Origin of the sequence: Parenemella sanctibonifatiensis (assembly GCF_002250565.1) — a bacterium.
GTDB lineage: Bacteria > Actinomycetota > Actinomycetes > Propionibacteriales > Propionibacteriaceae > Parenemella > Parenemella sanctibonifatiensis.
The window spans coordinates 283,114-306,894 of sequence record NZ_NMVJ01000001.1 but is presented as its reverse complement, the minus strand read 5'-3'; the positions used below and the strand labels follow the sequence as shown (position 1 = coordinate 306,894).

At 69.3% G+C, this 23,781-nt stretch carries 22 protein-coding genes; 14 read left to right on the top strand and 8 right to left on the bottom strand.

Annotated elements, in window-relative coordinates:
* Window positions 1-9: 9 nt before the first annotated feature.
* On the bottom strand, window positions 10-1,326 hold the full coding sequence (locus tag CGZ91_RS01520; protein ID WP_094452207.1) for a UDP-glucose dehydrogenase family protein: 1,317 nt from the start codon (window positions 1,324-1,326) through the stop codon (window positions 10-12).
* 150 nt (window positions 1,327-1,476) lie between these two features.
* Here CGZ91_RS01520 and CGZ91_RS01515 point away from each other — a divergent pair, with 150 nt between their 5' ends.
* On the top strand, window positions 1,477-2,817 hold the full coding sequence (locus CGZ91_RS01515; protein WP_094452206.1) for a hemolysin family protein: 1,341 nt from the start codon (window positions 1,477-1,479) through the stop codon (window positions 2,815-2,817).
* Window positions 2,814-4,040: an aminoglycoside phosphotransferase family protein gene (locus tag CGZ91_RS01510; RefSeq protein WP_094452205.1), complete on the top strand. Its 1,227-nt coding sequence runs from the start codon at window positions 2,814-2,816 to the stop codon at window positions 4,038-4,040. The genes CGZ91_RS01515 and CGZ91_RS01510 overlap by 4 nt, the downstream gene beginning before the upstream one ends.
* Window positions 4,041-4,053: 13 nt before the next feature.
* Here the strand turns inward: CGZ91_RS01510 and CGZ91_RS01505 are convergent, their stop codons facing one another.
* A complete protein-coding gene (locus CGZ91_RS01505; protein ID WP_094452204.1) occupies window positions 4,054-5,169 on the bottom strand; it encodes a glycosyltransferase family 4 protein in 1,116 nt (371 codons plus the stop codon).
* Window positions 5,170-5,271: 102 nt separating this feature from the next.
* Between CGZ91_RS01505 and metG the strand changes: the two genes are divergently transcribed.
* The gene (gene metG / locus CGZ91_RS01500) at window positions 5,272-7,065 is read left to right on the top strand and encodes a methionine--tRNA ligase (RefSeq protein ID WP_094452203.1); all 1,794 of its coding nucleotides are present in this window, start codon (window positions 5,272-5,274) and stop codon (window positions 7,063-7,065) included.
* Between the two features lie 50 nt (window positions 7,066-7,115).
* Window positions 7,116-7,934 carry an alpha/beta fold hydrolase gene (locus tag CGZ91_RS01495; RefSeq protein ID WP_094452202.1) on the top strand — a complete coding sequence of 273 codons (819 nt, stop codon included), beginning with the start codon at window positions 7,116-7,118 and terminating at the stop codon, window positions 7,932-7,934.
* 54 nt (window positions 7,935-7,988) lie between these two features.
* On the opposite strand, the gene CGZ91_RS01490 is transcribed toward CGZ91_RS01495, so the two are convergent.
* Entirely contained in the window at window positions 7,989-9,722 is a 1,734-nt protein-coding gene (locus CGZ91_RS01490) for a hypothetical protein (protein WP_094452201.1), read from the bottom strand.
* A 271-nt stretch (window positions 9,723-9,993) separates the two neighbouring features.
* Between CGZ91_RS01490 and CGZ91_RS01485 the strand changes: the two genes are divergently transcribed.
* Genes CGZ91_RS01485 through CGZ91_RS01475 form a run of 3 tightly spaced genes read left to right on the top strand, consistent with a single transcriptional unit; the run spans window position 9,994 to window position 11,339 of the window.
* Window positions 9,994-10,737: a CPBP family intramembrane glutamic endopeptidase gene (locus tag CGZ91_RS01485; RefSeq protein WP_179229166.1), complete on the top strand. Its 744-nt coding sequence runs from the start codon at window positions 9,994-9,996 to the stop codon at window positions 10,735-10,737.
* 27 nt (window positions 10,738-10,764) lie between these two features.
* Window positions 10,765-11,142: a hypothetical protein gene (locus CGZ91_RS01480; protein ID WP_094452199.1), complete on the top strand. Its 378-nt coding sequence runs from the start codon at window positions 10,765-10,767 to the stop codon at window positions 11,140-11,142.
* Complete coding sequence (locus CGZ91_RS01475; RefSeq protein ID WP_094452198.1) at window positions 11,142-11,339, top strand: helix-turn-helix transcriptional regulator; 198 nt, start codon at window positions 11,142-11,144, stop codon at window positions 11,337-11,339. The genes CGZ91_RS01480 and CGZ91_RS01475 overlap by 1 nt, the downstream gene beginning before the upstream one ends.
* Window positions 11,340-11,342: 3 nt before the next feature.
* On the opposite strand, the gene CGZ91_RS01470 is transcribed toward CGZ91_RS01475, so the two are convergent.
* The 4 genes from CGZ91_RS01470 to CGZ91_RS01455 are packed head-to-tail and all read right to left on the bottom strand — an operon-like array spanning window position 11,343 to window position 15,187.
* The gene (locus tag CGZ91_RS01470; protein WP_094452197.1) at window positions 11,343-12,227 is read right to left on the bottom strand and encodes a phosphatase PAP2 family protein; all 885 of its coding nucleotides are present in this window, start codon (window positions 12,225-12,227) and stop codon (window positions 11,343-11,345) included.
* Window positions 12,220-13,878: a phospho-sugar mutase gene (locus CGZ91_RS01465; RefSeq protein WP_094452196.1), complete on the bottom strand. Its 1,659-nt coding sequence runs from the start codon at window positions 13,876-13,878 to the stop codon at window positions 12,220-12,222. Before CGZ91_RS01465 ends, CGZ91_RS01470 begins: the two co-directional genes overlap by 8 nt.
* A complete protein-coding gene (locus CGZ91_RS01460) occupies window positions 13,875-14,660 on the bottom strand; it encodes a purine-nucleoside phosphorylase (protein ID WP_094452195.1) in 786 nt (261 codons plus the stop codon). The genes CGZ91_RS01465 and CGZ91_RS01460 overlap by 4 nt, the downstream gene beginning before the upstream one ends.
* Window positions 14,657-15,187 (bottom strand): hypothetical protein, encoded by a 531-nt coding sequence (locus tag CGZ91_RS01455; protein ID WP_094452194.1) that lies wholly within the window; start codon window positions 15,185-15,187, stop codon window positions 14,657-14,659. The genes CGZ91_RS01460 and CGZ91_RS01455 overlap by 4 nt, the downstream gene beginning before the upstream one ends.
* Before the next feature lie 36 nt (window positions 15,188-15,223).
* On the opposite strand from CGZ91_RS01455, the gene CGZ91_RS01450 reads away from it, so the two are divergent.
* Complete coding sequence (locus tag CGZ91_RS01450; RefSeq protein WP_094452193.1) at window positions 15,224-16,639, top strand: NAD(P)H-quinone dehydrogenase; 1,416 nt, start codon at window positions 15,224-15,226, stop codon at window positions 16,637-16,639.
* Window positions 16,640-16,648: 9 nt separating this feature from the next.
* On the opposite strand, the gene CGZ91_RS01445 is transcribed toward CGZ91_RS01450, so the two are convergent.
* Window positions 16,649-17,470, bottom strand: a complete 822-nt coding sequence (locus tag CGZ91_RS01445; protein ID WP_094452192.1) for a siderophore-interacting protein — start codon at window positions 17,468-17,470, stop codon at window positions 16,649-16,651.
* 122 nt (window positions 17,471-17,592) lie between these two features.
* On the opposite strand from CGZ91_RS01445, the gene CGZ91_RS01440 reads away from it, so the two are divergent.
* The 6 genes from CGZ91_RS01440 to CGZ91_RS01415 are packed head-to-tail and all read left to right on the top strand — an operon-like array spanning window position 17,593 to window position 23,746.
* The gene (locus tag CGZ91_RS01440) at window positions 17,593-18,567 is read left to right on the top strand and encodes an ABC transporter substrate-binding protein (protein WP_094452191.1); all 975 of its coding nucleotides are present in this window, start codon (window positions 17,593-17,595) and stop codon (window positions 18,565-18,567) included.
* Entirely contained in the window at window positions 18,564-19,628 is a 1,065-nt protein-coding gene (locus tag CGZ91_RS01435; protein ID WP_229116353.1) for an iron chelate uptake ABC transporter family permease subunit, read from the top strand. Before CGZ91_RS01440 ends, CGZ91_RS01435 begins: the two co-directional genes overlap by 4 nt.
* Complete coding sequence (locus tag CGZ91_RS01430; RefSeq protein ID WP_229116352.1) at window positions 19,625-20,749, top strand: FecCD family ABC transporter permease; 1,125 nt, start codon at window positions 19,625-19,627, stop codon at window positions 20,747-20,749. The genes CGZ91_RS01435 and CGZ91_RS01430 overlap by 4 nt, the downstream gene beginning before the upstream one ends.
* Entirely contained in the window at window positions 20,737-21,615 is an 879-nt protein-coding gene (locus CGZ91_RS01425; protein WP_229116351.1) for an ABC transporter ATP-binding protein, read from the top strand. The genes CGZ91_RS01430 and CGZ91_RS01425 overlap by 13 nt, the downstream gene beginning before the upstream one ends.
* A 41-nt stretch (window positions 21,616-21,656) precedes the next feature.
* Complete coding sequence (chrA, locus tag CGZ91_RS01420; protein ID WP_094452188.1) at window positions 21,657-22,868, top strand: chromate efflux transporter; 1,212 nt, start codon at window positions 21,657-21,659, stop codon at window positions 22,866-22,868.
* 44 nt (window positions 22,869-22,912) lie between these two features.
* On the top strand, window positions 22,913-23,746 hold the full coding sequence (locus tag CGZ91_RS01415) for a glutaminyl-peptide cyclotransferase (RefSeq protein WP_094452187.1): 834 nt from the start codon (window positions 22,913-22,915) through the stop codon (window positions 23,744-23,746).
* Window positions 23,747-23,781 lie beyond the last annotated feature (35 nt).

Below are 23,781 nucleotides of genomic sequence, written 5' to 3'. Positions count from 1 at the left end.
TGGTGCCGGTCACAGGGTTGCGGCGCGACCCATCTGGACGACCTTCCAGCCGGCGCGCTGCCAGGTCTTGCGGTGCAGCTTGAGGCGGCCGTCGATGATGACCTTGTTGGCCGGCAGCTCGGAAACGTCCTCGGGGTCGAGGTGGCGAAATTCGGGCCATTCGGTCAGGTGCAGGGTGATCTCGGAGTCGCGCAGGCACTCCTCGATCGTGGCGGCCTGCGAGATCGCGGCATCGGCGGGGATGACGGCCTGCGGGTCGTAGACCGAGACATTGGCGCCCTGGTCGGCGAGGTAATGGGCCACCGCCAGCGCGGGGGAGTTGCGGGTGTCGTCGGTGCCCGGCTTGAACGCGGCGCCGAGCACGGCGACCTTCTTCCCGGTGACGTCGCCGCCGAGTTGCTCCACGGCCAGTTCGGCGACCTCGCGGCGCTGTCCCTCGTTGATCGCCTCGACGCTGCGGATCAGGTTGGTGAGGACGTCGACGCCGAGCTCGTCGGAGCGGGCCGCCAACGCACTGATGTCCTTGGGCAGGCAGCCGCCACCGAAACCGAGACCGGCGTTGAGGAATTCGCGGCCGATTCGCTTGTCGTAGCCCAGCGCGTCCGCCAGCAGCACGACGTCGCCGCCGGCGGCTTGGCACAGCTGCGCCATCGCGTTGATGAAGGAGATCTTGACGGTGAGAAAGGCGTTGGCGGCAGTCTTGATGAGCTCGGCCGTGGCGATGTCGCACTCCACCACCGGGGTGTCCTCGCTCAGCGGGATCGCGTAGACCCGGCGCATCAGGTGGAGGGCGGCCTCGTTCTGGGAGCCGAGCACGATCCGGTCCGGGCGCAGGGTGTCCTCGACCGCGTGCGCCTCCCGGAGGAACTCCGGATTCCAGATCACCTCGACGCCGTCGCCGACCGGGGCCAGTTCCCGCATCCGCGCCTGCAGCTTCGGGGCGGTGCCGACCGGGACGGTCGACTTGCCGGCGATGACCGTCGGCTTGGTCAGGAGCGGCGCCAAGGTCTCGGTCACCGCGCGCACCTGCGACAGATCCGCGGCGCCATCGTCACCCTGCGGCGTACCGACACAGATGAAGTGAACATCGGCCCAGTCAGCGATCTCGCGGTAGTCGGTGGTGAAGCGCAGCCGGCCCGAGCTGGTGTGACGCTCGAGCAGCGGCTCCAGGCCGTCTTCGAAGATGGGCGACTGGCCGCGGTTGAGGGTGGCCACCCGGTCGGCGTCGATGTCCACGCCGATCACGTTGTGGCCGAACTCCGCCATCCCGGCGGCATGGGTCGCGCCGAGGTAGTTGGTTCCGATCACTGCGATGTTCAAAGGCACGCGTGCATCCTTGCATGTCGGGCCAGCGGTTGGCTCATCCGTTCGATGGGCAGGGTGGGGCTCGCGCCATTAGGCTGTGCCTGTGAACCAACCTGTGGTGGCCCTGCCTGGCCAGGCCTTCTGCTCGAGTGGCATGGGGCGGAGGGCCTGATGTCGCTGTGGCTCAACATTGCGCTGATCCTGGTGTTCGTCGTGATCGGTGGTGTCTTTGCTGCCGCTGAGATGGCGCTGGTGTCGCTGCGTGACTCCCAGGTGAAGCAACTGTCCGGCAAAGGCAAGCGCGGCAAGGCCGTGGCCCGGATCACGGCCGACCCCAACCTGTTCCTGTCCTCGGTGCAGGTCGGTGTGACGCTGTCGGGCTTCCTGTCGGCCTCCTTCGGTGGTGCCACCCTGGCTCCCTACTTCACCCCCTACCTGATCCAGCTCGGCGTACCGGAGGGGCCAGCCGGGACGATCACCCTGGTCATCATCACGATCGTCATCTCCTATTTCTCGATCGTCATCGGTGAGTTGACCGCCAAGCGGCTCGCGATGCAGCGGGCCGAAGGTTTCGCACTTGTGCTGGGGCCGCTGATCGACGGGATCTCCCGGGTGCTGCGCCCGGTGATCTGGTTCCTGGGAGTGTCGACCAATGTGTTGGTACGCCTGCTGGGCGGCGACCCGAATGCCGCCAAGGAAGAGGTCTCAGACGAGGAACTGCGCGCGATGGTGCACGGTTCCCAGACACTGGGCGAGGAAGAACGTCAGATCATGGATGACGTCTTCGCCGCTGGCGTTCGGAGCCTGCGGGAGGTGATGGTGCCGCGTACTGAGGTCGACTTCCTGCCCGGTGACCTGCCGGCCCGAACCGCCGCCGCCGAGGTCTACAACGCACCCCACTCGCGCTATCCGGTGACCCGGGACTCCAGCGACGACGTGATTGGTTTCGTCCACGTACGCGACCTGTTCAACCCGAAGGTCGGTCAGTCCACCGCGATGACGGTGGCCGAGCTGGTACGCCCGGTGGTCTCGCTGCCCGACAGCGTCAAGGTGCTGCATGCCCTGTCGACGATGCGCCGCGAATCGGCCCACCTGGCGATCGTTCGCGACGAGTACGGCGGCACCGCCGGCATCGTGACGATGGAGGACCTGGTGGAGGAGTTGGTCGGCGACATCACCGATGAGTACGACACCGACGCCACTGACCACCAGACCCCGCTGCTGGATGACGAGTTCACCGTCGAGGGCCTGATGACGCTGGAGGAGTGGGCCGAGCGTTGCGGCTATCTGCTGCCCGAGGGCCCCTATGACACGGTCGCCGGCTGGATCATGGCGCAGACCGGACAACTGCCGGCGGTGGGGCAGCGTACCGAGTCGGTACTGGCGCCCGTCGACCCCGAGCAGGGACAGCCGAACCGGTTTGGCTTCGAGATCATTGAGTTGGACGGCCGGCGCGCCGACCAAGTGGCTGTGACCCGGCTCGGGGAGGTACTTCCGGAGGGTGAGGAATGAGCCTCGGACACACCGATCCGGATGGTTCGCAGCTGCTGACCGGTGAGGGCGTGGGGGAACTGCTGCGCGCCGCGGTCGAGCATGCCGGCGGCACCTTGGTGACGTGGAGCCTGGACCACGTGGATGCCAATCCGCAGCACTCGACCACGGCCACCTATTCGGCGGTGGTCGACTGGAAGTTCGGGCGCCGCGACGAACTGCTCGGGGTGTCGGCCCGCGCGCAGGGGCGCGGCCGCAACGACGACCGTGCCGAGATCTTCGCCGACGGTGACCGCGAGGTCGCGGTCTGGCTCTATCCCAAGGACCCCGACCTGCCGGGGTTGCCACGGGCCACCTACGTGGAGGACATGACGGCCACCCTCAACCGGCACCGGGTGATGCCGGGGCCCGTGGTGCCCGAGGACGTCGAACTGGAGATGATCGGCTATCGGCCCCGGCGCCGAGCGGTGCTGCGGGTGAGCGTCCCGAAGTATCGGACCACGGTCTTCGTGAAGGTGTTGCGGCGGCGCCAGTTCCACGAGGTCGTGCAGCGCCACGAACTGTTGCTGGCTGCCGGGATCCCGGCGCCCACGTTGGCGGCGACCACCTCGGACTACCTGTTGATCATGCGCGAACTGCCGGGCCGCGTGCTGGCGCGGTCCATCTTTGATCCGACGCCGCCGTGCACCGCTGAGCAGCTGATCGGGGTGCTGGATGCCATGCCGCCGGCGGTGGCGGGGTTGGAACGCCGGCCACCCTGGACCGACGCGGTGGCCCACTACGCCGAGATGGTGATCCAGGCGATGCCGCAGCTGGAACGCCAGCTGCACTGGATGGTGGACCAGATCTCTGATGGGCTGCGGCTGATCCCGCCCGGCAACGAACCCACCCACGGTGACTTCCACGAGGGACAGGTCTTCACTGCCGGTGGTCGGATCGTGGGGTTGCTGGACGTGGACACGGTCGGGCCGGGGCGCCGGGCCGATGATTTGGCCTGTCTGATCGCGCACCTGTCGACGGTGCAGCGGATGAACGCCGAGCAGGCTTCCCGGGTGCAGCACCTGCTGCGCACCTGGGTGCCGGTGTTCGACGAACGGGTCGATCCGACCGAGCTCCGGCTCCGTGCCGCCGCGGTGGTGATCTCACTGTCGACGGGCCCGTTCCGGGGTCAGGAGCCGGACTGGCAGAACCAGACCGCCCAGATCGTCAACGCCGCCGAAGCCTTGGTGCGCCAAGTCGTCTGACGGGCGCACGCTCTCAGATTGCAGCCCGGAAGAGCTCCAACGCGGCTTCGGCGGCTCGGGGCCAGGTGTAGCGGGCGGCGTTGGCCAGCCCGTCGGTGCTGTGGCGCAGGCTCAGCTCCGGATCGGCCGCCTCGTCGATGGCGCGGGCGCAGTCGGCCGGGTCGGAAGGATCGAAGAAGGTGGCAACCTCGCCGGTGACCTCGTGAAAGATCGGGATGTCGCTGCAAACCACCGGTACGCCGCGTTGTTGGGCTTCGACGATCGGCAGGCCGAAACCTTCCAGCCGGGATGCCGTCACCAGGCACCGGGCCTGCGCCAGCAGGTCGGCGTACTCCTGGTCGGAGACGCCGTCGTGGAAGATGATCCGGTCACCGACGCCGGCCTCGTGCGCAACCGCGGTGAGTTCTGCGCGGCGGCCCGGATCGATCCTGGACAGCAACCGCAGCCGCACCCGCGCCAGCTGCGGCAGCGCCCGGATCAGGGTCTCGACGTTCTTGTGCTGGGAGAAGACACCCATGTAGACGATGTCGTCCGACCCGCTGTGGTCAGCCGGTGGCGCAGGTTCCAACTGCTCCACCCCGTTGGGAATGACGGCCAGGTCGCCGGAAACCAAGCGCCCCTCGATCTCGGCCCGAGCGGTCTGGCTCACCGTTGCCACCCGATCGGCCTGCCGCAACATCCATCGCATCGGGAGGGTGGTGGCGTACAGGGCCCGCCAGCCGATCCGCGCACCCAACGACAGGTCCGAGGGCGGCTTGGGGAAGTGGAAGGGGATCATGTCGTGGATCGTGAAGATCGCCTGATAGCGCCTTCCCCACGAACCCATGTAGAAGACCGGGCAATAGACCACATCAGGCTCCAGTTGGTTCAGCAGCCTCGGCAGCCGGGCCTCAGCCAGGGCCTGGCCCGGGTCCCGTGGATCGTGGACCCGCAACTGCGCCACCCCGGGCACCAGGTCGGTCTGGTCGTCGCGACACACCAACACCATCAGCTCCACCTCGGGGCGCGCGGCCAGGGCCTTGGCCAGTTCCACGCTGAAACGGGAGATGCCGGCGATGTCATCGGCGGTCCAGCGCAGGTCGAAGATGACGCGCAGCGGGCGGCCGCGGGTGTCGGTCGGGGCAGTCATGAGCACTCTCGGAGTCGGGGACTGTCGATTCTATGGTCTTCCCCGAGGAAGGGCTGCGGCGGGCGCGAGAGTGCACCGGCTGAGGGCGATAGGGTGGCAAACATGAGTGATCGCGTGCTGGCAGCAGTCGCCTGGCCCTATGCCAACGGCCCCCGTCACATCGGACATGTGTCCGGTTTCGGTGTCCCCTCCGACGTCTTTGCGCGGTACATGCGCATGGCCGGGCACGACGTCCTGATGGTGTCGGGCACCGACGAACACGGCACCGCGATCCAGGTGAAGGCCGAGTCCGAAGGCATCACGCCGCGCGAATGCGCCGACAAGTACCACCGCATCATTGCCGAGGACATGCAGGGACTGGGCCTGTCCTACGACCTCTACACCCGCACCACCACCCGCAACCACGCCGAGGTGGTCCAGCAGATGGTGACCGCGCTGTACGAGAACGGCTACCTGGTCGCCAAGGAGACCGAGGGCGCCATCAGCCCGAGCACCGGGCGTACGCTGCCGGACCGCTACATCGAGGGCACCTGCCCCAACTGCAAGTACGACTCCGCCCGCGGCGACCAGTGCGACAACTGCGGCAAACAGCTCGACCCGATCGACCTGATCAACCCGCGCTCGGCCATCAACGGCGAGGCCCCGAAGTTCGTCACCACCGAGCACCTCTTCCTCGACCTGCCCGCCCTTGCCGAGGCGCTGGGCAGCTGGCTGGACACCCGCGAGGACTGGCGTCCCAACGTCCTCAACTTCTCCCGCAACCTGCTCCAGGAGTTGCAGCCACGCGCCATCACCCGCGACATCGACTGGGGCGTCACGATCCCGCTGCCCGACTGGCAGGACCAGCCGATGAAGCGGATCTACGTCTGGTTCGACGCGGTCTGCGGCTATCTGTCCGCCTCGGTCGAGTGGGCCCGTCGGACCGGTGATCCGGAGGCCTGGAAGAAGTGGTGGACCGACCCCGAGGCGCTGGGTTACTACTTCATGGGCAAGGACAACATCACCTTCCACTCGGTCATCTGGCCCGGCATCCTGCTCGGTCACAACGGCCAAGGCGACAAGGGAGGTGCGCCGGGTCCCTTCGGCGAGCTGAACCTCCCCAACGAGGTCGTGTCGAGTGAGTTCCTGACGATGAGCGGCTCGAAATTCTCCAGCTCCCGCAACCGGGTCATCTACGTCCGGGACTTCCTTGAGGAGTTCGGCCCGGACCCGCTGCGCTACTTCATCGCCGTGGCCGGCCCGGAGAACAACGACACCGACTTCACCTGGGACGAGTTCCTGCGCCGCAACAACACTGAGCTGGTCAACGAGTGGGGCAACTTGGTCAACCGATCGCTGTCGATGGCGCACAAGAACATCGGCGCGATCCCGGCGCCCGGCACCCTCACCGAGAAGGACCAAGAGCTGCTGACGCTGGCCAAGTCCGGTTTCGACACTGTGGGTGCGTCGTTGCGCAAGAACCGGATCAAAAACGCCATCACCGAGGCGATGAAGATTGTTCAGGCGGCCAACCGCTACATCTCCGACACCGAGCCATGGAAGCTGAAGGACGATCCGGCCCGTCGCGACACGGTGCTGCACACCGCACTGCAGGTGGTCAGCGACGTCAACACCATGCTGACTCCCTTCCTGCCGCATTCGGCGCAGCTCGTCTTCGAGGCACTCGGCGGGCGCGGCGTCTGGGCGGCGCAGCCGGAGATGCGCGAGGTCACCGAGCCGGGCAACGCCCCCTATCCGGTGCTGATGGGTGACTACGCCAGCGAGCAGGCGGTCTGGGAATCACGTCCGATCGTGCCCGGTACGCCGCTGTCCAAGCCGGCGCCACTGTTCACCAAGCTGGACGAGAGCCTCGCCACGAATGGGCCCTCCTTCGCGCCGATCGCCCAGGATTCCTGACGCAGGAGCCCTGCACCGGCACGCCTGACATCCCAAGAAACGGAGGCACCATGACCGACCTGCACGTGATCGAAGAAGGCCCGCGCGACGGCTCCCCGGTCGTCCTCATCCACGGCTGGCCGGCGAGCGCCGAGATGTGGACGCCACAGCGAGCCGCACTGGCAGCCGCCGGGCATCGGGTCATCAGCTATGACCGGCGCGGCTTTGGCCGGTCCGAGAAGCCGGGGCTGAATCCGGACGGCTCGGGCTACGACTACGACACCCTCGCCGATGATCTGGCGCAGGTGCTGCAGGCGTACGACGTCGAGCGGGCGACCTTGGTCGGCTTCTCGATGGGGGGCGGGGAAGTGGCTCGCTACCTCTCCCGGCACGGCATGGGGCGGGTGGCCAAGGCCGTCCTGCTCGGCGCGGTGCCGCCCTGCCTGCACCACAGCGAGGACAACCCGACCGGCCCGATGGATGACGAGGCCATCGCCGGCATGCAAGACGGCGTACGGGCTGACCGCGCTGGCTTCATGGAGGACTTCTCGCGCACCTTCTATGGCGTCGATGACGAGGTGGCGGTCGACGAGACCACCCGGCAACTGCTGCTCAGTTGGGCGGCCGAGGCTGACCTCACCGCGATGGTGGAGTGCGTCGCCTCGTTCTCCCGCACCGACTTCAGGCGTGACTTGGCTGCGTTCAGCCTGCCGACGCTGATCGTCCACGGCGATGCCGATGCCATCGTGCCGCTGGAGGTCAGCGCCCAGCTGGCTCACGAGCACATCCCCGGCAGCCGACTGGTGGTCATCGAAGGCGCCCCGCACGGGCTGACGGCCAGCCACGCCGGCGAGGTCAACGCCGCGCTGCTGGACTTCCTCGCAAGCTGACTCTGGGCGCCGAATCCGACGCTGCGGACCGGCGTACCTCAGAACAGGCGCACCTCAGAACAGACCCAGGAACTTCTTGCGCTTGCCGAGCTCGATGGCGAGGGCAGGTTCGCCGGTACGCGGGTCCGGGGCGTCCCGGAAGGTCGCGGTCAGGTCCCGGGTGGCGACCTCACCGGTCTCGCCGGCCTGCGGCACCCGACCCGCAGCGAGGCGGGTGGCGACCGCATGGCTCAGCAGCTGCTCCTGGGGCGGAGTGACACCGGGGGCGGCGGCGATCGAGACGTCCTTGCCGCCGAAGCGGCGCAGGCCCCGGGTGTAGTGGACCGTGGCGCCGTCGGGGCCGGTGCTCTGGTGCACGGCGAATTCGATCGGGGCGCCGTTGCCGAAGGCGCTCGGGTCGGTCAGCAACCGTTCCTGGTCGGGGATCCAGATCCCGCGGGCGGCGGGGATCTTGGCGAGCTCGGAGGAGATCGCGCCCTGGAGGAGCACCTGATTGGCCACCGACGGCGAGCCGCCGTCGAGCGGCCGGGCCACCAGGCGTACGGCTGCGGCATGCTCGGGCAGCTCGGGGACCGGGCCCTGCAGCGTCAGGTGGAGCGCCGCTTGCTGGTCCTCGTAGGGCACCTCGCCCGTCGTCGCCTGCTCCTCGATCAGATGCTGGGCGTAGTTGGGCATCAGGTCGTTCATGACGTGCCCCAGCGTCGGCGGCACGTCGGCGAGCAGCACATACCAGGCGACGCCGTCCGCGGCCGGATCGTGAGCAGCGAGAGCGGGAGCACCGGGCGCCGCCGCAACGGCAGGCTCCGGCTCGCTGACCGGCTCCGGCGTGGGATCGGGCGCGGGCGCCGCGGTCGGGTCGAGGTCCGGCTCGGGGGCCGGCGCAGCTTCGGCGGGAGGAGCTTCGACGGGGGCGGGTTCGGTGGCGGGTTCGGGCGTTGGCGCAGGCTCGGCCACCGGAGCGTTGCTGGGAGCGGCTGCGGGGGCCGGCGCCACCTCGGCGGCAGGGGCTTGGGTCGGGGCGTCAGCGGCAGGAGCGTCGGTGGCAGCAGCATCGGCCGCAGGGGCCTGAGTCGCCGGCTCCTCGGCGGCGTCCGGGCTGACCAGGCCGAGCAGCGGCGTACCGGTGAAGACATCGACATCAGCCTTCGCCAGCCAGGATTGTCCGGCGAAGCTGACCTCGGCTCCTTCGGTGGGCAGGCCGCCCTTGCGGAGCAGGCCGCTGGCGTACTCCCGGAGCGCGTTGAACAGCGCCTGGGCGGTCGCCTTGGGGTGGCGGATCTGGATGTTGGTGGCGCCCAGCGCGTCCAGGCCGCGTACGGTGCCGACCGACCCACCGTCGGCGGTGCCGCTCGCGTGCACCCAGAAGTACATCCGCGCGGGGTCCTCGGACAGCTCGCCGACGAACAGCACCAGCGTGGTGGCCTGATGTCGCTGCGGCAGCCACACCACCGCGTCGGTGAGCGGGTTGGACATCGCGATCGTCTCGCACAGCGCCCGGATCTGGCTGGCGGGCGGCAACTCCGGATCGGCCGTCAGTTTCAGCGTCGCCTGGTGGCCGGCGACCACCGGCATCACCCGCTGGTGCATCAGGCTGAGCGACCCGTCGGCGGCCAGGTCGGGGTTGGAGATCCGCTCGCCCAGGGTCAGCTCGACGCGAAAGTCGGAGGGGGTGGAGACGGTGGCCTGCTGACCGGTGGGGGACGGCTTGATGCCGTCGGAGCCTGCGAACGCCTGCGCGAGATCAGCGGGCGCTTCGGGGTAGAGGACGTACGCGGTCAGGCCTGTCACGGGATCTCCTCGAGTCGGGATGCACGGCACCGATGGGGTCACCCTAGCTGTACCGCCCGTGGGGCGGATGCGGGCCGAGGAGGGTTCCGCATCAATGCGGGTCGGATCGGGTCGGTGCCAACACGGGCCGGACGGCCACCTCGACATCGACCACACCCAACCCTGGATCCTCCCGCCGCTGGCGATCCTCCCCGGCCCAGACCCCTCAGACTCAGCAAGGCCATGTCAAGTGAGCTTGACATCCGAGTGTCAAGGGAGCTTTACTTCAATCATGAACGCTACGGCACAGGCTGCTGATTCGACGAGCCAGACCCCTCCGTCCACACCGATCTTGGTCGGAGCGCTGGTATCCCGGCTCCTGATGATTCTGGCGTTGGGGCTGCTCACCCCAGTCCTGGTGCGGCTGGCCGTGCCGGACACCACCGCACTCGAGGGCGCCTTCTGGACCAATGCGACCGTGATTGTCGTCGACCTGCTCACCATCGCGCTCGTCGGCTGGCTGCTGGCCCGGGAAGGCAAGCGGATCGGTGAACTGCTCCACTTCAAGCTCGCCGACCTCGGCTGGGGGTTGCTGCTCGCCGTCATCCTCTATGTCGTCTTCCTCGTGGCCACCATCATCGGCAACCTGGTTGCCTACCAGGGCGCGCCGCCGGTCTCGCAGGAGCAGCTCCGGCTGCCACTGGCCGTGGGCATCCTGGCCATCGTCGCCGCAGTCACGATCGCCATCGCCGAGGAACTGCTCTATCGCGGCTATCTGCAGCCCCGTTTCGAGGCCAAGCTGGGCCGCTGGCCCGGGATGCTGCTGGTGGCGCTCGTCTTCGGCCTGCAGCACATCGGTTTCGCGCTCACCTCCCCGCAGGCGCTGGTCTCCAAGGTCGTTTCGACCCTGCTGGTCGGCATCGTCTTCGGCCTGCTCTACTGGTGGCGCAAGCGGCTGATGCCGCTCATCATTGCGCACGCCCTCGTCGACATTGTCGGGCTCGGGCTGCCGACCCTGCTGATCGCCCTGTCGTGACGGTGACGGCCTGAGCAAGGAGGCTCCATGACCGCAACCAACCGGCGCTACCTGATCCGGTTCGCGATCGGGATGGCGGCGTACGCCATCACCCTCCCGTTGGCGATGTGGCTGCTGTCGGTGCTCGGCGACAGCCCGTGGCGGCCGGCCGCGATGCTGCTGGTGCTGCCCTCGCTGGTGCTGATCGTCCGAGCGGTCTGGAGCTATGTCCGGGAGGCCGACGAACGGGAGTCCCGACAGGTGGTGGAATCGCTGGCGATCGGTTTCGCGGGTGGCTCGATGCTGACCTTCAGTTGGGGCCTGTTCAGCCAGGCCGGACTGCCGCAGCTGTCGATCATCTGGGCGATGCCGGTCTACATGGCCTGTTGGCTGATCGCCTCACTGGTCGTGGCGCGGAGGTACTGATGCGCAACCATCTGGCCGCGCTGCGCGCCGAGGCCGGTCTCACCCAGGCGCAACTCGCCCAAGCACTGGATGTCAGCCGCCAGACCGTCATCTCGATCGAACGGGGGCGCTACGATCCGAGCCTGCCGTTGGCGTTCCGAATGTCGGCGGTCTTCGGACGGCCAATCGAGGAGATCTTCGAGCCCGACCCGGAGTGAGGCTCAGCCCCGCGGGCGTACGCCTTCCTCCCACGCCATCAGGGCCGTCACGAATCCGAACACCAGCGTCGCCGAACCGCCCGACAACAACAGACCGAAGCTGGCATGCCAGACCGATTCGCGTAGCGCCGGATCGTCCACCGCAGCCCAACCACCACCGGCCAGGAAACACAGGTACGCCGAGAGGATCGCCAAGCCGCCCAGCACCGCCAGCGCCACCCCGGCCCAGGCGAGGCTGCCCCGGTCGGGACGGCGACTGTTCCAGCGTGGCCCGATGCGCATCGCGATCCAACCGGTCAGCACCGCCCAGAAACCCGACACCAGATAGGCCGCGACCATGTCGGAAGGTCGGTGCCAGCCTTCGACCAGAGTCGCCAGTCCAACCGCGCCCGCGAAGAGCAGCCCCACCAGCGCCATCGCCGGACGCAGCCTGCTGCCGGTGATGATCAGCACCGCCAGCATCGCCGACGCGGCGAAGGTGGTGTGACCGGACGGCAACGAATTGCCCGTGTAGTAGGGGACGCCGTTGGCGAGTTCGGGGCGGATCAGGATGCCCCGCTTGAGGATCTGGGTGCTGAGGTTGGCGGCGGCCAGTCCGGCCAGTGCGATCGCCGAGGCGCCCCACCGGCGCCGGATCACCGTCAGCAACACGAACATCACGGCCCCGGTGACGCCGACGATCTCCGGCATCAGGGTGAGGACCCGCTTGCTCCAGGCGCCGGAGTCCACGAACTGGGTGACGGCGCCGTCCATCGCCCACTGGTCCAGCAACTGGCCGCGGCTGGTCATCACGAACAGTTGAAAGGTGAGTGCCACCCCGGCAACCATCAGCAGCAGCACCGGCCACCACGCCCACCACCGGATGGCCGGCGGGCGGGTCTCAGTCATCGGCCAACCAGGAGTGCACCGCAGCGGTCAACCGCCTCAGGTCCTCATCCGCTACGGCGCCGGGCGTTCCGGCCGGGTGGCGTACCTGCAGGTAGCACTTCAGCTTCGCCTCAGTTCCCGAGGGCCGCACGATGACCCGGAACGGGCCGCCGGTGAATTCCAGTGCATCGGTCGGTGGCAACTCAGCCGTGCCGGTGCTGTGGTCGGTGCAGGCCAGCGGAGTTTCGGCGACCTGGCCGGGGGGCTGCCCCCGGAGTCGCCGCATCAGTGTGGTGATGGTGGCGAGGTCCGTGACCCGCAGCGCGATCTGGCTGGTGCGTTGCGGTCCGTACTGGGCTTCGAGGGCTGCCAGTCGCTCTGCGACCGTGGCGCCGGCGGCGAGCGTACGCGCCGTCAGTGCCAGCAGCGCGACCGCGGCGGTGATGCCGTCCTTGTCGGCGACACCGCCGGGATCGCAGCAGAACCCCAGCGCCTCCTCGTAGCCGAACACCAGCCCGGGCACCCGAGCGATCCACTTGAAACCGGTCAGCGTCGTGGCGTACGGCTGGCCATGGCTGCGGGCCAGGTCACCAACGACCGTGCCGGACACCAGCGAGGCGGCGTACGTGCCGTGGACGCCGCGTTCCAGCGCGTCGGCTGCCAGCAGCAGACCGATCTCGTCGCCGGTGAGGCGGCGCCATCCACCGGCGTCGGGGATCGCTGCCCCGAGCCGGTCTGCGTCGGGATCGTTCGCCAGCGCGATGTCGGCGTCGACCTGGAGCGCCTGAGCGATGACGGCGTCCATGACGCCGGGCTCTTCGGGGTTGGGGAAGGGCAGGTTGCCGAAGTCGGGGTCGGGGTTGAGTTGGCTGGCGACCAGCGACGGCGCCGGGAAGTCACAGCGGTGCGCCAGCGTCGTCAACAACGGTGCGCCGACGCCGTGGACCGGGGTGTACGCCCAGCGCACCGCGGTCTCGGTGACGGCCAGCTGGGAGATCGCCCGGGTCAGGTAGGCCTCGGCCAGCTCCGTCGGTGGGGTGGCAGCGACCGGCGTACGGGGCAGGTCGGTGACCGGCCCGACCGCCCGGATCCGGTCGGCGATCTGCTCATCCCTCGGGGCAACGAGTTGTCGGCCGTCGGCCAGGTAGACCTTGTAACCGTTGTCGGGGGCAGGGTTGTGGGAGGCCGTCACCATGATCCCCGCCGCCGCTCCCAAACGTCGGATCGCCGAGGCGAGCAGGGGAGTGGGCACGGCTCGGTCCCAGCGGATCACCTCGAACCCAGCGCCGGCAAGGACTTCGGCGGAGACGGCCGCAAAGTCGGCGGAGCGGTGCCGATGGTCATGACCGATCACCACCCGGAGCTGACCGTGGTCGTCTGGGTGCTGTTCGGTGAGCCAGACCGCCAGGCCGGCCGCCGCCCGGGTCACCACCTGGCTGTTCATCCGATTCGGCCCCGGGCCCAGCGGTCCTCGCAGGCCTGCGGTGCCGAAGGTCAGGTCGCCGGCGAAGGCATCGACGAGTTCGCGTTGCGCCTCGGGATCGTGAGCGGAAGCAGCCCGCACCAGACTACGGAGCCGGCCGGCGTCACCCTCGTCCGTCTCGGCGGCCAGCCAGGCATCGACGCGGGCCTGCAGCGCAGGGTCGGCCAGCGGGGCGGGGCTGGCGTTCACTGCACGACCTTGCTCACGATGCCGGCCATCAGCGCGGCCAGCCGATCCCCGGCGGCTCGCCCGGCTGCGACCACGTCGGCATGGTCCAGGGCGGCGCCGGCGACCGTGCCCGCGGCGGGATTGGTCACCAGCGACAGTGCCAACACCTGCAGACCTGCGGCGCGGGCGGCGATGGTCTCGACGACGGTGGACATGCCGACCAGATCGGCCCCCAGGATGCCGGCCATCCGCACCTCGGCAGGAGTCTCGTACTGCGGGCCGCGGAACTGGGCGTACACCCCCTCGGGCAACGGATCCACCTGCTGGGCGCGAGCGCGCAGCTCGGGGCTGTACGCCTCGGTGAGGTCAACGAAGGTCGGGCCACTGAGCGGGCTGGCGCCGGTCAGGTTGATGTGGTCGCGCAGCGCCACCACGGTGCCGGCCGGCCAGTCCGGGTTGAGGCCTCCGCAGCCGTTGGTGAGGATGATCCGGTCGGCGCCGGCAGCGGCCAGCACTCGTACGCCGTGCACCACGGCATCCGTGCCATGGCCCTCGTAGAGGTGGGTGCGCCCGGTGAACACCACGACCGGCTGGCCAGCGACCCGGACGATGATCGCTTCGCCGCCGTGGCCGGCAACCGTGGGAGCGCGAAATCCGGGCAGCCCCGACAACGGAAACCGGGCGATCTCGGTGCCCAGCGCGTCGGCGGCTGCGGCCCAACCCGACCCCAGCACCACCCCGGCGCGCAGCGGCCCGCCGGCGGCCTCGCGGAGCTGGTCGGCAGCGTCGGTGATGAGGGTCATGGGCGCTCCTGATCAGTTTCGGTGCGGTGATCGTCTGGCGCATCCTCACCGCGCAGGACCTCCACGGGCACCGCCGGTTCGTCGCTGAGGCCGTCGTCGGTGTCGAGTTGTTCCTGTTCCCAGCGCACCGTGCGGACTTCCTGGGCGACCGCGATGCCAGCCAGGTGCACGAACGCGATTCCGAGGCCGGTCCAGGCCAGCGCGGCCGGCAACAGGGAGTCGCCGCCGGAAGCGATCGAGACGACCATCCAGACGAAGCCGGCCAAGAAGGCGACGGCCAGGGTGGCGTACAGCCAGGCGACGCCACGTCGCCAGACCTGTCGAACCGCAGCCATCTGGGTGACCGGGGCCAGCACCGACAAGGTGATCGGCACCATCGCCCAGCGCACGGCCGCCGCCTGGGTGGGGGAGGTCATCGGCCACCCCCAGATCACCAGTGCGATGCCCACCACGGCCAACACGACCGCGGCGACCGAGGCGAGGATGGCGCTGCGGCGCAGCGGCGGACGGTCGGGGGCGGAGGCCATGGGGCTCAGGATAGTGGGACATGGAAGACTGCCGGGGTGACTTCAGTGGTGATTGTTGGCGGTGGACCCGGTGGCTATGAGGCGGCATTGACCGCCGCACAGTTGGGGGCGGAGGTGACCCTCGTCGAGGCGGACGCGTTGGGCGGTGCGGCGGTGCTGACCGACTGCGTACCCTCCAAGACCCTCATCGCGACCGCCGAGGTCCTCAACACGATGGCGAACTCGCTGGAGCTGGGCCTGTCGGTGGCCGAGACCGGAGACGACAACACGGTGATGTCGTCGGTGCGCGTCGACCTGGCTGCGGTCAACCGGCGCGTCAAGCACCTGGCGCAACAGCAATCGGAAGACATCACTCGTACGCTGCGCAGCGCCGGCGTGCATCTGGTGCAGGGCACCGGGCGGTTGGCCGGGGCGGGGCAGGTGCTGGTGCAGCAGGGCGACGGCCAGGAGCAGACCCTTGAGGCCGACGTGGTGCTGCTGGCTGTGGGCACCCACCCGCGCGAGCTGCCCGAGGCGATGCCGGATGGCGAGCGGATCCTCAACTGGAAGCAGCTCTATGACCTCGACAAGCTGCCGGAACGATTGATCGTGGTCGGGTCGGGTGTGACCGGGGTGGAGTTCGCCGGCGCCTACGACGCGCTCGGCAGCGACGTGGTGCTGGTGTCGTCGCGGGATCTGGTGTTGCCGGGGGAGGACCACGATGCCGGCCAGGTGCTGCAGGACGTTTTCGAGCGTGGCGGCATGACCGTCATGTCCCGTTCCCGGGCGCAGTCAGCCAGGCGGACCGAGGACGGCGTGACGCTGACCCTGACCGATGGCCGCGAGGTGAGCGGATCCCACCTGCTGCTGGCGGTCGGCTCGATCCCCAACACCGAAGGAGTTGGGCTGCAGGACTCCGGCATCGCGCTGGACGAGCGCGGGTTCATCACCGTGGACCGGGTCTCGCGCACTTCGCTGCGCGGCGTGTACGCCGCCGGCGACTGCACCGGCGTACACGCGTTGGCCTCGGTGGCGGCGATGCAGGGTCGGATCGCGATGTTCCACGCTCTCGGTGACGCGGTCGAGCCACTGGACCTCACGAAGGTCGCCTCGAACGTCTTCACCGCGCCGGAGATTGCCACCGTGGGCGTCACCCAGGATGACGTGGACAACGGGCGCACCCGCGCCATCGGGGTGAAGTTGCCGCTGCGCTCCAATGCCCGCGCCAAGATGCAGTCCATCACGGCGGGCTTCGTGAAGGTCTTCTGCCTGCCCACGACCGGCATCATCGTCGGTGGCGTGGTCGTCGCCCCGCACGCGAGCGAGCTCATCCACCCGCTGTCACTGGCGGTCGCCGAACGGATCACGGTGGAGAGCTTCGCGAAGGACTTCACGGTCTATCCGTCGCTGTCGGGTTCGCTGGCAGAAGCCGCCCGGTTGCTGCGCGACCACGCGGAGACGAAGCTGCACTGATCCCGGGCCTCAGGGCCGCGCCTTGCCGAGCCGCCAGTAGCCCGAATAGAGGACCCAGTCCTTCGGGGTGCCGCGGTCCTCGGTGAGGTGCTTGCGGATCGCGGTCGCCATGCCGCCCTCGCCACACACCCACGCGTAGTCCAATGAGGGCAGCTCGAAGTGGCGCAGGTGGGCCAGGGCGGCGGTGCCCGGGATCTCGTCGCGGCGCTCGATGACGGTGGTCTCGAAGGGCAGCTCGACGGTCGCGAGGAAGGTCGGGTTCGGGGCCTCCACGATGGCCCGGATCCGGTCTGCGCCACCCTCGCGGGCGACAAGTTCGCCGATCGCTGACAGCGCCGGATAGGCCGTCTCGTCGGCGACCAGCAACTGCTCCCAGCTGGGGTCCTTGGCCAGATAGTGGCCGTTGCCGGGCGCAAATCCGACCACCTCGCCGACCGCCACGCGGGCCAGGAACGCGCCACCCGGGCCGTCGGTGTGGATCACGATGTCGACGTCGACCTCGGCCGATTCGGGCCGGTGTGCCCGCACTGTGTACCACCGCAGCCCGGGGCGGTGATCCTCCGGCACTTCGGCGACTGCCTTGCGCAGGTCGGCCACCCCGGCGCATTCGGGCATGGTGAGTCCCCGCTCCGGATGGGCCATCAGCAACCCGAAGTACTCATCCGCGCCGACCACCGACCAGTTGGCAAATTCGGGTGCCTGCAGGGTGAGCCGTCTCACTCGCGGCGCCGGATCGATCACCGCCGAGACCGTGGCGAGCCACGGGCTTGCTTCGGTGCGGCCCTGCCACAGCGTGCGGTTGTCAGTGCTGGTCTCGCTCAGGCTGGTCATGTTTCCGTCCGTGGGATGGGTTGTGCTGGTGCCCTCTGAGTCTCTACTGTTCTCGTGGATTTAGGCAAACCTAAGTTTCCGTAAATTCGCTCTTGCTTATTGATCACGCCGAAGGGACCATCGTGAACCGCCGTCACCTGCTTGCTGCCCTGGCCGCGCTGCCTCTGGTCGCCGCCTGCACCAGCCAGACCACCGAACCGGCCACCGGGCCGGCGGGCGGACCGCAACCCACCGAACCCTTCAGCTATCGCCCCACCGGCTACGAGGGCCTCGAGATCAGTCTCGACGGCCCGGCGCTGCGCGTCGTCTGCGACATCTACTCGGCCGCTGCGCTGCTGCCCTACGGCATCCAGCCGGTCGGCGTCTGGGGCTACGGCCACGATGGGGCCGGCAAGGGCGACCTCGACATGGACGCCCAGAACGTGCTCGGCCTGGACGGCGAGTTCAGTCTCGAGAAGCTGCAGGCGGCCCGCCCTGACCTCGTCATCGGCGTCGGCAACACCGACGGCAGCGGCTGGACCTGGTGGGACGAGAAGGTCACCACCGAAGCCAGCAAGGTGGCGCCCTTCCTGCCGGTCAAGATGAGCGGCAACACTCCCGACCAGATGATCGCCGAGTACGCCGCGATCGCCGAAGCGCTCGGCGTGGACGTGGCCAACTCCCCGGCCAGCCAGGAACAGTCCGACTACGACGCCGCCCTGCAGCGCCTCACCGAGGTCGCTGCCGCCCGCCCCGACATCAGCGTGCTGGCCATCAACGCCACCGCCGACGAGGTCTACACCAGCGACAAGCTCGGCGTGATCCGCATGCTCGACGCCGCCGGCCTCAACCTGGTCGCCCCGCCCACGCCGGCCGAATCGGCCTGGGCCACCAACAGCTGGGAAGTGATTGGCGACTACCCCTCCGACGTGGTGCTGCTCGCCGCCACCTCGCCCGATGCCGTCAAGGAGGTCCCGCTCTATCAGCGGTTGCCCGCCGTGGCGGCCGGCCAGGTCGGTGACTGGGACGACAAGCGCGCCTACACCTCCAAGCTGTACGCCGCTTGGCTCACCGAACTGGCCGATCTGCTCGAGTCCGCCGACGACATCGTCTCGTGACGCTCGCCCCAACCCTGGACACTGCTGCCCAGTCGCCGGCCGACATCGAGGCGGCGGCGTCCCCGACTGCGCAGTGGGGGCGCCGCATCCTCTGGGCGGTGCTGCTCACGGCCGGCCTGGTCGCCGCCAGTCTGCTCAGCATTGGGGTGGGGGAGCGGCCCATTGACGCGGCCACCACCTGGCAGGCGCTGACCAGCCGGATTCCCGGTGACCTGGCCCACGACATCGTGTGGGACTGGCGGCTGCCCAGGACCCTTGCTGGGCTGCTGGTCGGAGCGGCGATGGCGGTGGCCGGGGCCCTGATCCAGGCCGTCACCCGCAATCCATTGGCCGACCCGGGCATCCTCGGCGTCAACGCCGGCGGCACGCTGGCGATGGCCGTGGGCGCGACTCTCGGCATCGCAAGCATGCAGGGTCAACTGTGGACCGCACTGATCGGCGCACTGGTCGCGACCGTGGCGGTGCACGCCATCGGGATGGCGGGCGGCACCCTCGACCCGGGCCGGGTCACCCTGGCCGGTGTTGCCCTCGCCGCGGTGCTGAGTGGACTCACCACCGGCGTCACCCTGCTCAACCCCCACGCCTTCGACACCCTGCGCTACTGGTCGGTCGGGTCGCTGTCGGCCCGCGGGATGGATTCGATCCTGATGGCGATGCCGCTGATCCTGGTGGGTCTGCTGCTGGCCCTGGTGGTGTGCCGTTCCCTCAACGCGATCGCACTGGGTGATGACCTGGCGGTCAGCCTCGGTGCACGGGTGCAACGCACCCGCATCATCGCGGTGATTGCGGTCACGCTCACCTGCGGCGCCGCGACCGCGGTCGCCGGACCGATCGGCTTCATCGGCCTGATGGTGCCGCACCTGCTGCGGTGGCTGATCGGACCCAACCAGGGCTGGATCCTGGCGCTGTCGCTGCTGGCCGGCCCCACCCTGCTGCTGTCGGCCGACGTGCTGGGCCGGGTCATCATCACCGGCGGCATGCCGGTCGGCATCGTCACCGCCTTCATCGGCGCGCCGGTGTTGATCGCCATGAGCCGGCGTCGGGGGGTGTCGGGCCTGTGAGCACCTCGACAACGCACCGGACCACTGCGTCGCCCACCGGCGACGCAGAGCTCGGCCGTCCCGACCTGGGCCGGCGTACGTGGTGGGTCCCGCTGCGCGGCGGCGAGATCGCGCTGCCGGTCCGAAGCCTGGTGGTGGCGGGAATCATCGCTGCTCTCGGTTTCGCTGTCGCAGTGCTGGCGCTCGCCACCGGCGACTATCCCATTTCCCCGGACCGAGTGGTGGCCGCCCTGGTCGGCCTCGGTGACGAGGGTGACGTGCTGGTGGTACGCGAGTGGCGGCTGCCCCGCACCCTGACGGCGCTGCTGCTGGGGGCCGGGCTCGGGGTCGGCGGCGCGATCTTCCAGTCGCTGACCCGCAACCCACTCGGCAGCCCCGACATCATCGGGTTCGGCACCGGCTCCTACACCGGTGCCCTGATCGTGATGCTGGTCTTCCAGGGCGGCTACCTGGCGGTGGCCGGGGGCTCCCTGATCGGCGGCATCGCCACCGCCGTGGTGGTGTACGCGCTGTCCCTGCGACGTGGCCAGTCCGGCCACTCCAGCGACGGATTCCGGCTCATCATCACCGGCATCGGCGTGGCCGCGATGCTGTCGGCGGTCAACAGCTGGCTCATCCTCAAGGCTGAACTCGAGGACGCGATGCGGGTCGCGATCTGGGGCGCCGGCTCCCTCAACGGCATCACCTGGGAGCAGGCGATCCCGGCCGCCGGCATCGTTGCCGCGATCCTGGTCGCGACCGCGCTGCTGGCCCGTTCGCTGCAACTGATGGAGATGGGCGATGACATGGCGGCAGCGCTGGGCGTACGCGTGGAGCGCCGTCGGCTGCTGCTGATGGGAGTGGGCATCACCGCCGTCGCGTTGGTGTCGGCCACCACCGGCCCCATCGCTTTCGTGGCCCTGGCCGCACCCCAGATCGCCCGCCGGGTGGTCAACGCCACCGGGGTGCCGCTGGTCGCCTCCGCCCTCACCGGCGCGGTGCTGCTGCTCGGCAGTGATCTGATCGCCCAACGCATCCACCCCGACACCCCCTTGCCGGTCGGCGTCGTCACCGTGTCCCTCGGTGGCGGCTATCTGGTCTGGCTGCTCATCCGTGAAGGTCGAAAGGCATGGCAACGATGACCACCCCCACCTCCCACACCAGCCGGCTCCACGCCGACCGGATCAGCATTGGCTACGGTGACCGACCGGTCAGTCAGGACCTGAGCGTCGCGGTGCCCGAGGACTCATTCACGGTGGTGATCGGCCCCAACGCCTGTGGCAAGTCGACCCTGCTCCGGGCGCTGGCGCGGCTGCTGCGTCCCACTGCCGGGTCGGTGGTACTGGACGGCAAGGACATCCACCGGCTGCCGCCCAAGACGGTCGCGCAACAACTGGGGCTGCTGCCGCAGAGCTCGCTGGCCCCTGACGGCATCAGCGTCATCGATCTGGTCGCCCGAGGTCGGTTCCCGCACCAGCGGTTGCTGCAGCAGTGGACCCCGGACGACCGCCGCGCCGTCCACGAAGCGCTGGAGCAGACCTCGACCAGCCACCTGTCTGCCCGACCAGTTGCCGAACTGTCCGGCGGCCAGCGGCAGCGGGTCTGGATCGCGATGGTGTTGGCCCAGCAGACCCCGCTGTTGCTGCTGGACGAGCCGACCACCTTCCTCGACATCGCCCACCAGGTGGGCGTGCTGGACCTGTGTCGGCAACTGCATCATCAGGGCCGCACCGTGGTCGCGGTGCTCCACGACCTCAACCAGGCCGCCCGCTACGCGACCCACCTGATCGCCATGAAGGACGGCGTCGTGGTGTCCACCGGCGGCCCCGAGGAGGTCGTCACCGAGGAACTGGTCCGCGAGGTGTTCGGGTTGGCTTGTGTGGTCGTGCCGGACCCGGTCACCGGGACCCCGATGGTGGTGCCCTGTGCCGATGACGCCGACCTGACTGGTGCCCGGCATCATGGCGCCCGGCAAGGCAAAGACGTGGCGGCTCCGCAAGCCAGCTGACCCGCTGGCGGCCTCGTCCCGGTTCGGGTTGACTTGGGGTCATGACACAGCAGCCGGGCACGGCCCCGGAGTCCGGCGGGATCGGCGCACTGGCGGCGGCTTTCGGCAGGCTGGGACTGACCTCCTTCGGTGGGCCCACCGCCCATCTGGGTTACTTCCGGGAAGCCTTCGTCGAGAAGCGGCACTGGTTGACCGACCGGGCGTACGCCGACCTTGTCGCCCTGTGCCAGTTCCTGCCAGGCCCCGCCTCCAGTCAGGTCGGGATGGCTGTCGGGTTGCGCCGGGCCGGGCTGCCCGGGCTGGGGGTGGCCTGGCTCGCCTTCACGCTGCCGTCGGCGATCGTGCTGACGCTGTTTGCGCTCGGCCTCGGTGCGATCGGAGACCTGTCCCAGGCGGGCTGGCTGCACGGCCTCAAGGCTGCCGCGGTGGCCGTCGTCGCCCACGCCGTGATGGGGATGGCGAAGAACCTCACCCCCGATGCCCGCCGCGCCACCATCGCGGTGGCGGCGATGATCGTGCTGTTGCTGGTCTCCCACCCGGCCGCCCAGGTTGCGGTGATGGTGTTGGGTGGCCTGGCCGGACTGGCGCTGATCCGCCCCGAGGCCACGCCGGCCCCGCAGGATGCGCGCAGCCCCGTCCGCCTGTCGCGGGGGCTGGGCATCGGTGCGCTGGTGCTCTTCGTGGTGTTGCTCGTCGGCCTGCCCGTGGCGGTCGCCGCGAGCGGCGACGCGACGCTGCGGCTGGTCGACATCTTCTACCGTTCCGGCTCGCTGGTCTTCGGCGGCGGCCATGTGGTGCTGCCACTGTTGGAGACTGAACTGGTGCCGACCGGCCTGGTCGACCACGACACCTTCCTGGCCGGCTACGGCGCGGCTCAGGCTGTCCCCGGGCCCCTGTTCACCTTGGCCGCCTTCCTGGGCGCCAGCATGACCAGCGGCCCAACCGGCGTCGTCGGCGCGACCATCGCGCTGCTGGCGATCTTCCTGCCCGCGGCACTGCTGGTGATCGGCGTACTGCCCTTCTGGGAGCAGCTGCGCACCGGTGTACGCGTGCAGCGAGTCGTGGCCGGCGTCAACGCGGTGGTGGTCGGCATTCTCGCCGCCGCGCTGTATGACCCGGTCTTCACCGCCGGCGTCACCGGACCTGCGTCGCTGGCGGTGGCCGTCGCCTGCTGGCTGGCCCTGGCGAAGTGGCAGGCACCGTCGTGGGCGGTTGTCATCGGCGCCGCCGTCATCGGCCTCATCGTCCTGTGAACCGGGTCGGTCGGTACAGGGTGGGTCGGTACTACGCTCGCCGCATGCGCCGATCAGCCGCCTGGCTCGCCCTCGTTGCCGTCCTCGTCCCCGGAGGCTGCCAGAGCGCACCACCGGTCCCGGCTGATCCGAACCGACCGGCGGTCACCAGTGCTGCGCTGGGGGAGCTGTCACCCCGGATGACGCTCGAGGTGGAGCGCAGACTGCCGCACGACCCGACGGCGTTCACCCAGGGCCTGGAGTTCCACGACGGCCAGCTGTACGAGTCCCGCGGCGAGTACGGGTCCTCGGCGATCACCCGGATCGACCCCGAGACCGGCGCCACCATCACCAGCACACCGCTGCCGGAGGACCACTTCGGTGAGGGACTGACCGTGGTCGGCGATCAGATCTGGATGCTGACCTGGCGGGCCGGAGTGGCGTACACCTTCGATAGGGAGACCCTCGCCGAGACCGGTCAGGTCAGCTATGACGGCGAGGGCTGGGGCCTGTGCGACGAACCGGACCGGCTGGTGATGAGCGACGGCAGCGACACGTTGACCTTCCGCGACCCGAGCAGCTTCGAGGTGATCGGCGAGGTGGCCGTCACCCGGGACGGCAGCCCGATCCTCAACCTCAACGAGCTCGAATGCCTCGACGGCTTGGTGCTGGCCAACGTCTGGCAGACCGACGAGATCCTCATCATCGACCCGGCCACCGGCCAGGTGGTCACCACCATCGACGCCAGCGGGCTGCTGAGCCAGGCCGACCGACAGGGCCTCAGCGACCCGCGCAACGCGGTGTTGAACGGGATCGCCTACGACCTGGACCGAGAGGTGCTGCTGGTGACCGGCAAGTTGTGGCCGGCGATGTTCGAGGTACGCCTGACGCCGCAGTGACAACGGTCAGGAGTGGGCGTGACTCGCGGCTAGGC

Coding starts and splice junctions, on each gene's coding strand:
- CGZ91_RS01425 (WP_229116351.1), top strand. CDS start 20,737: ATGGCAACGATGACCACCCCCACCTCCCACACCAGCCGGCTCCACGCC.
- chrA (WP_094452188.1), top strand. CDS start 21,657: ATGACACAGCAGCCGGGCACGGCCCCGGAGTCCGGCGGGATCGGCGCA.
- CGZ91_RS01510 (WP_094452205.1), top strand. CDS start 2,814: ATGAGCCTCGGACACACCGATCCGGATGGTTCGCAGCTGCTGACCGGT.
- CGZ91_RS01480 (WP_094452199.1), top strand. CDS start 10,765: ATGACCGCAACCAACCGGCGCTACCTGATCCGGTTCGCGATCGGGATG.
- CGZ91_RS01495 (WP_094452202.1), top strand. CDS start 7,116: ATGACCGACCTGCACGTGATCGAAGAAGGCCCGCGCGACGGCTCCCCG.
- CGZ91_RS01455 (WP_094452194.1), bottom strand. CDS start 15,187: ATGGCCTCCGCCCCCGACCGTCCGCCGCTGCGCCGCAGCGCCATCCTC.
- CGZ91_RS01415 (WP_094452187.1), top strand. CDS start 22,913: ATGCGCCGATCAGCCGCCTGGCTCGCCCTCGTTGCCGTCCTCGTCCCC.
- metG (WP_094452203.1), top strand. CDS start 5,272: ATGAGTGATCGCGTGCTGGCAGCAGTCGCCTGGCCCTATGCCAACGGC.
- CGZ91_RS01475 (WP_094452198.1), top strand. CDS start 11,142: ATGCGCAACCATCTGGCCGCGCTGCGCGCCGAGGCCGGTCTCACCCAG.
- CGZ91_RS01485 (WP_179229166.1), top strand. CDS start 9,994: ATGAACGCTACGGCACAGGCTGCTGATTCGACGAGCCAGACCCCTCCG.
- CGZ91_RS01445 (WP_094452192.1), bottom strand. CDS start 17,470: ATGACCAGCCTGAGCGAGACCAGCACTGACAACCGCACGCTGTGGCAG.
- CGZ91_RS01515 (WP_094452206.1), top strand. CDS start 1,477: ATGTCGCTGTGGCTCAACATTGCGCTGATCCTGGTGTTCGTCGTGATC.
- CGZ91_RS01470 (WP_094452197.1), bottom strand. CDS start 12,227: ATGACTGAGACCCGCCCGCCGGCCATCCGGTGGTGGGCGTGGTGGCCG.
- CGZ91_RS01460 (WP_094452195.1), bottom strand. CDS start 14,660: ATGACCCTCATCACCGACGCTGCCGACCAGCTCCGCGAGGCCGCCGGC.
- CGZ91_RS01505 (WP_094452204.1), bottom strand. CDS start 5,169: ATGACTGCCCCGACCGACACCCGCGGCCGCCCGCTGCGCGTCATCTTC.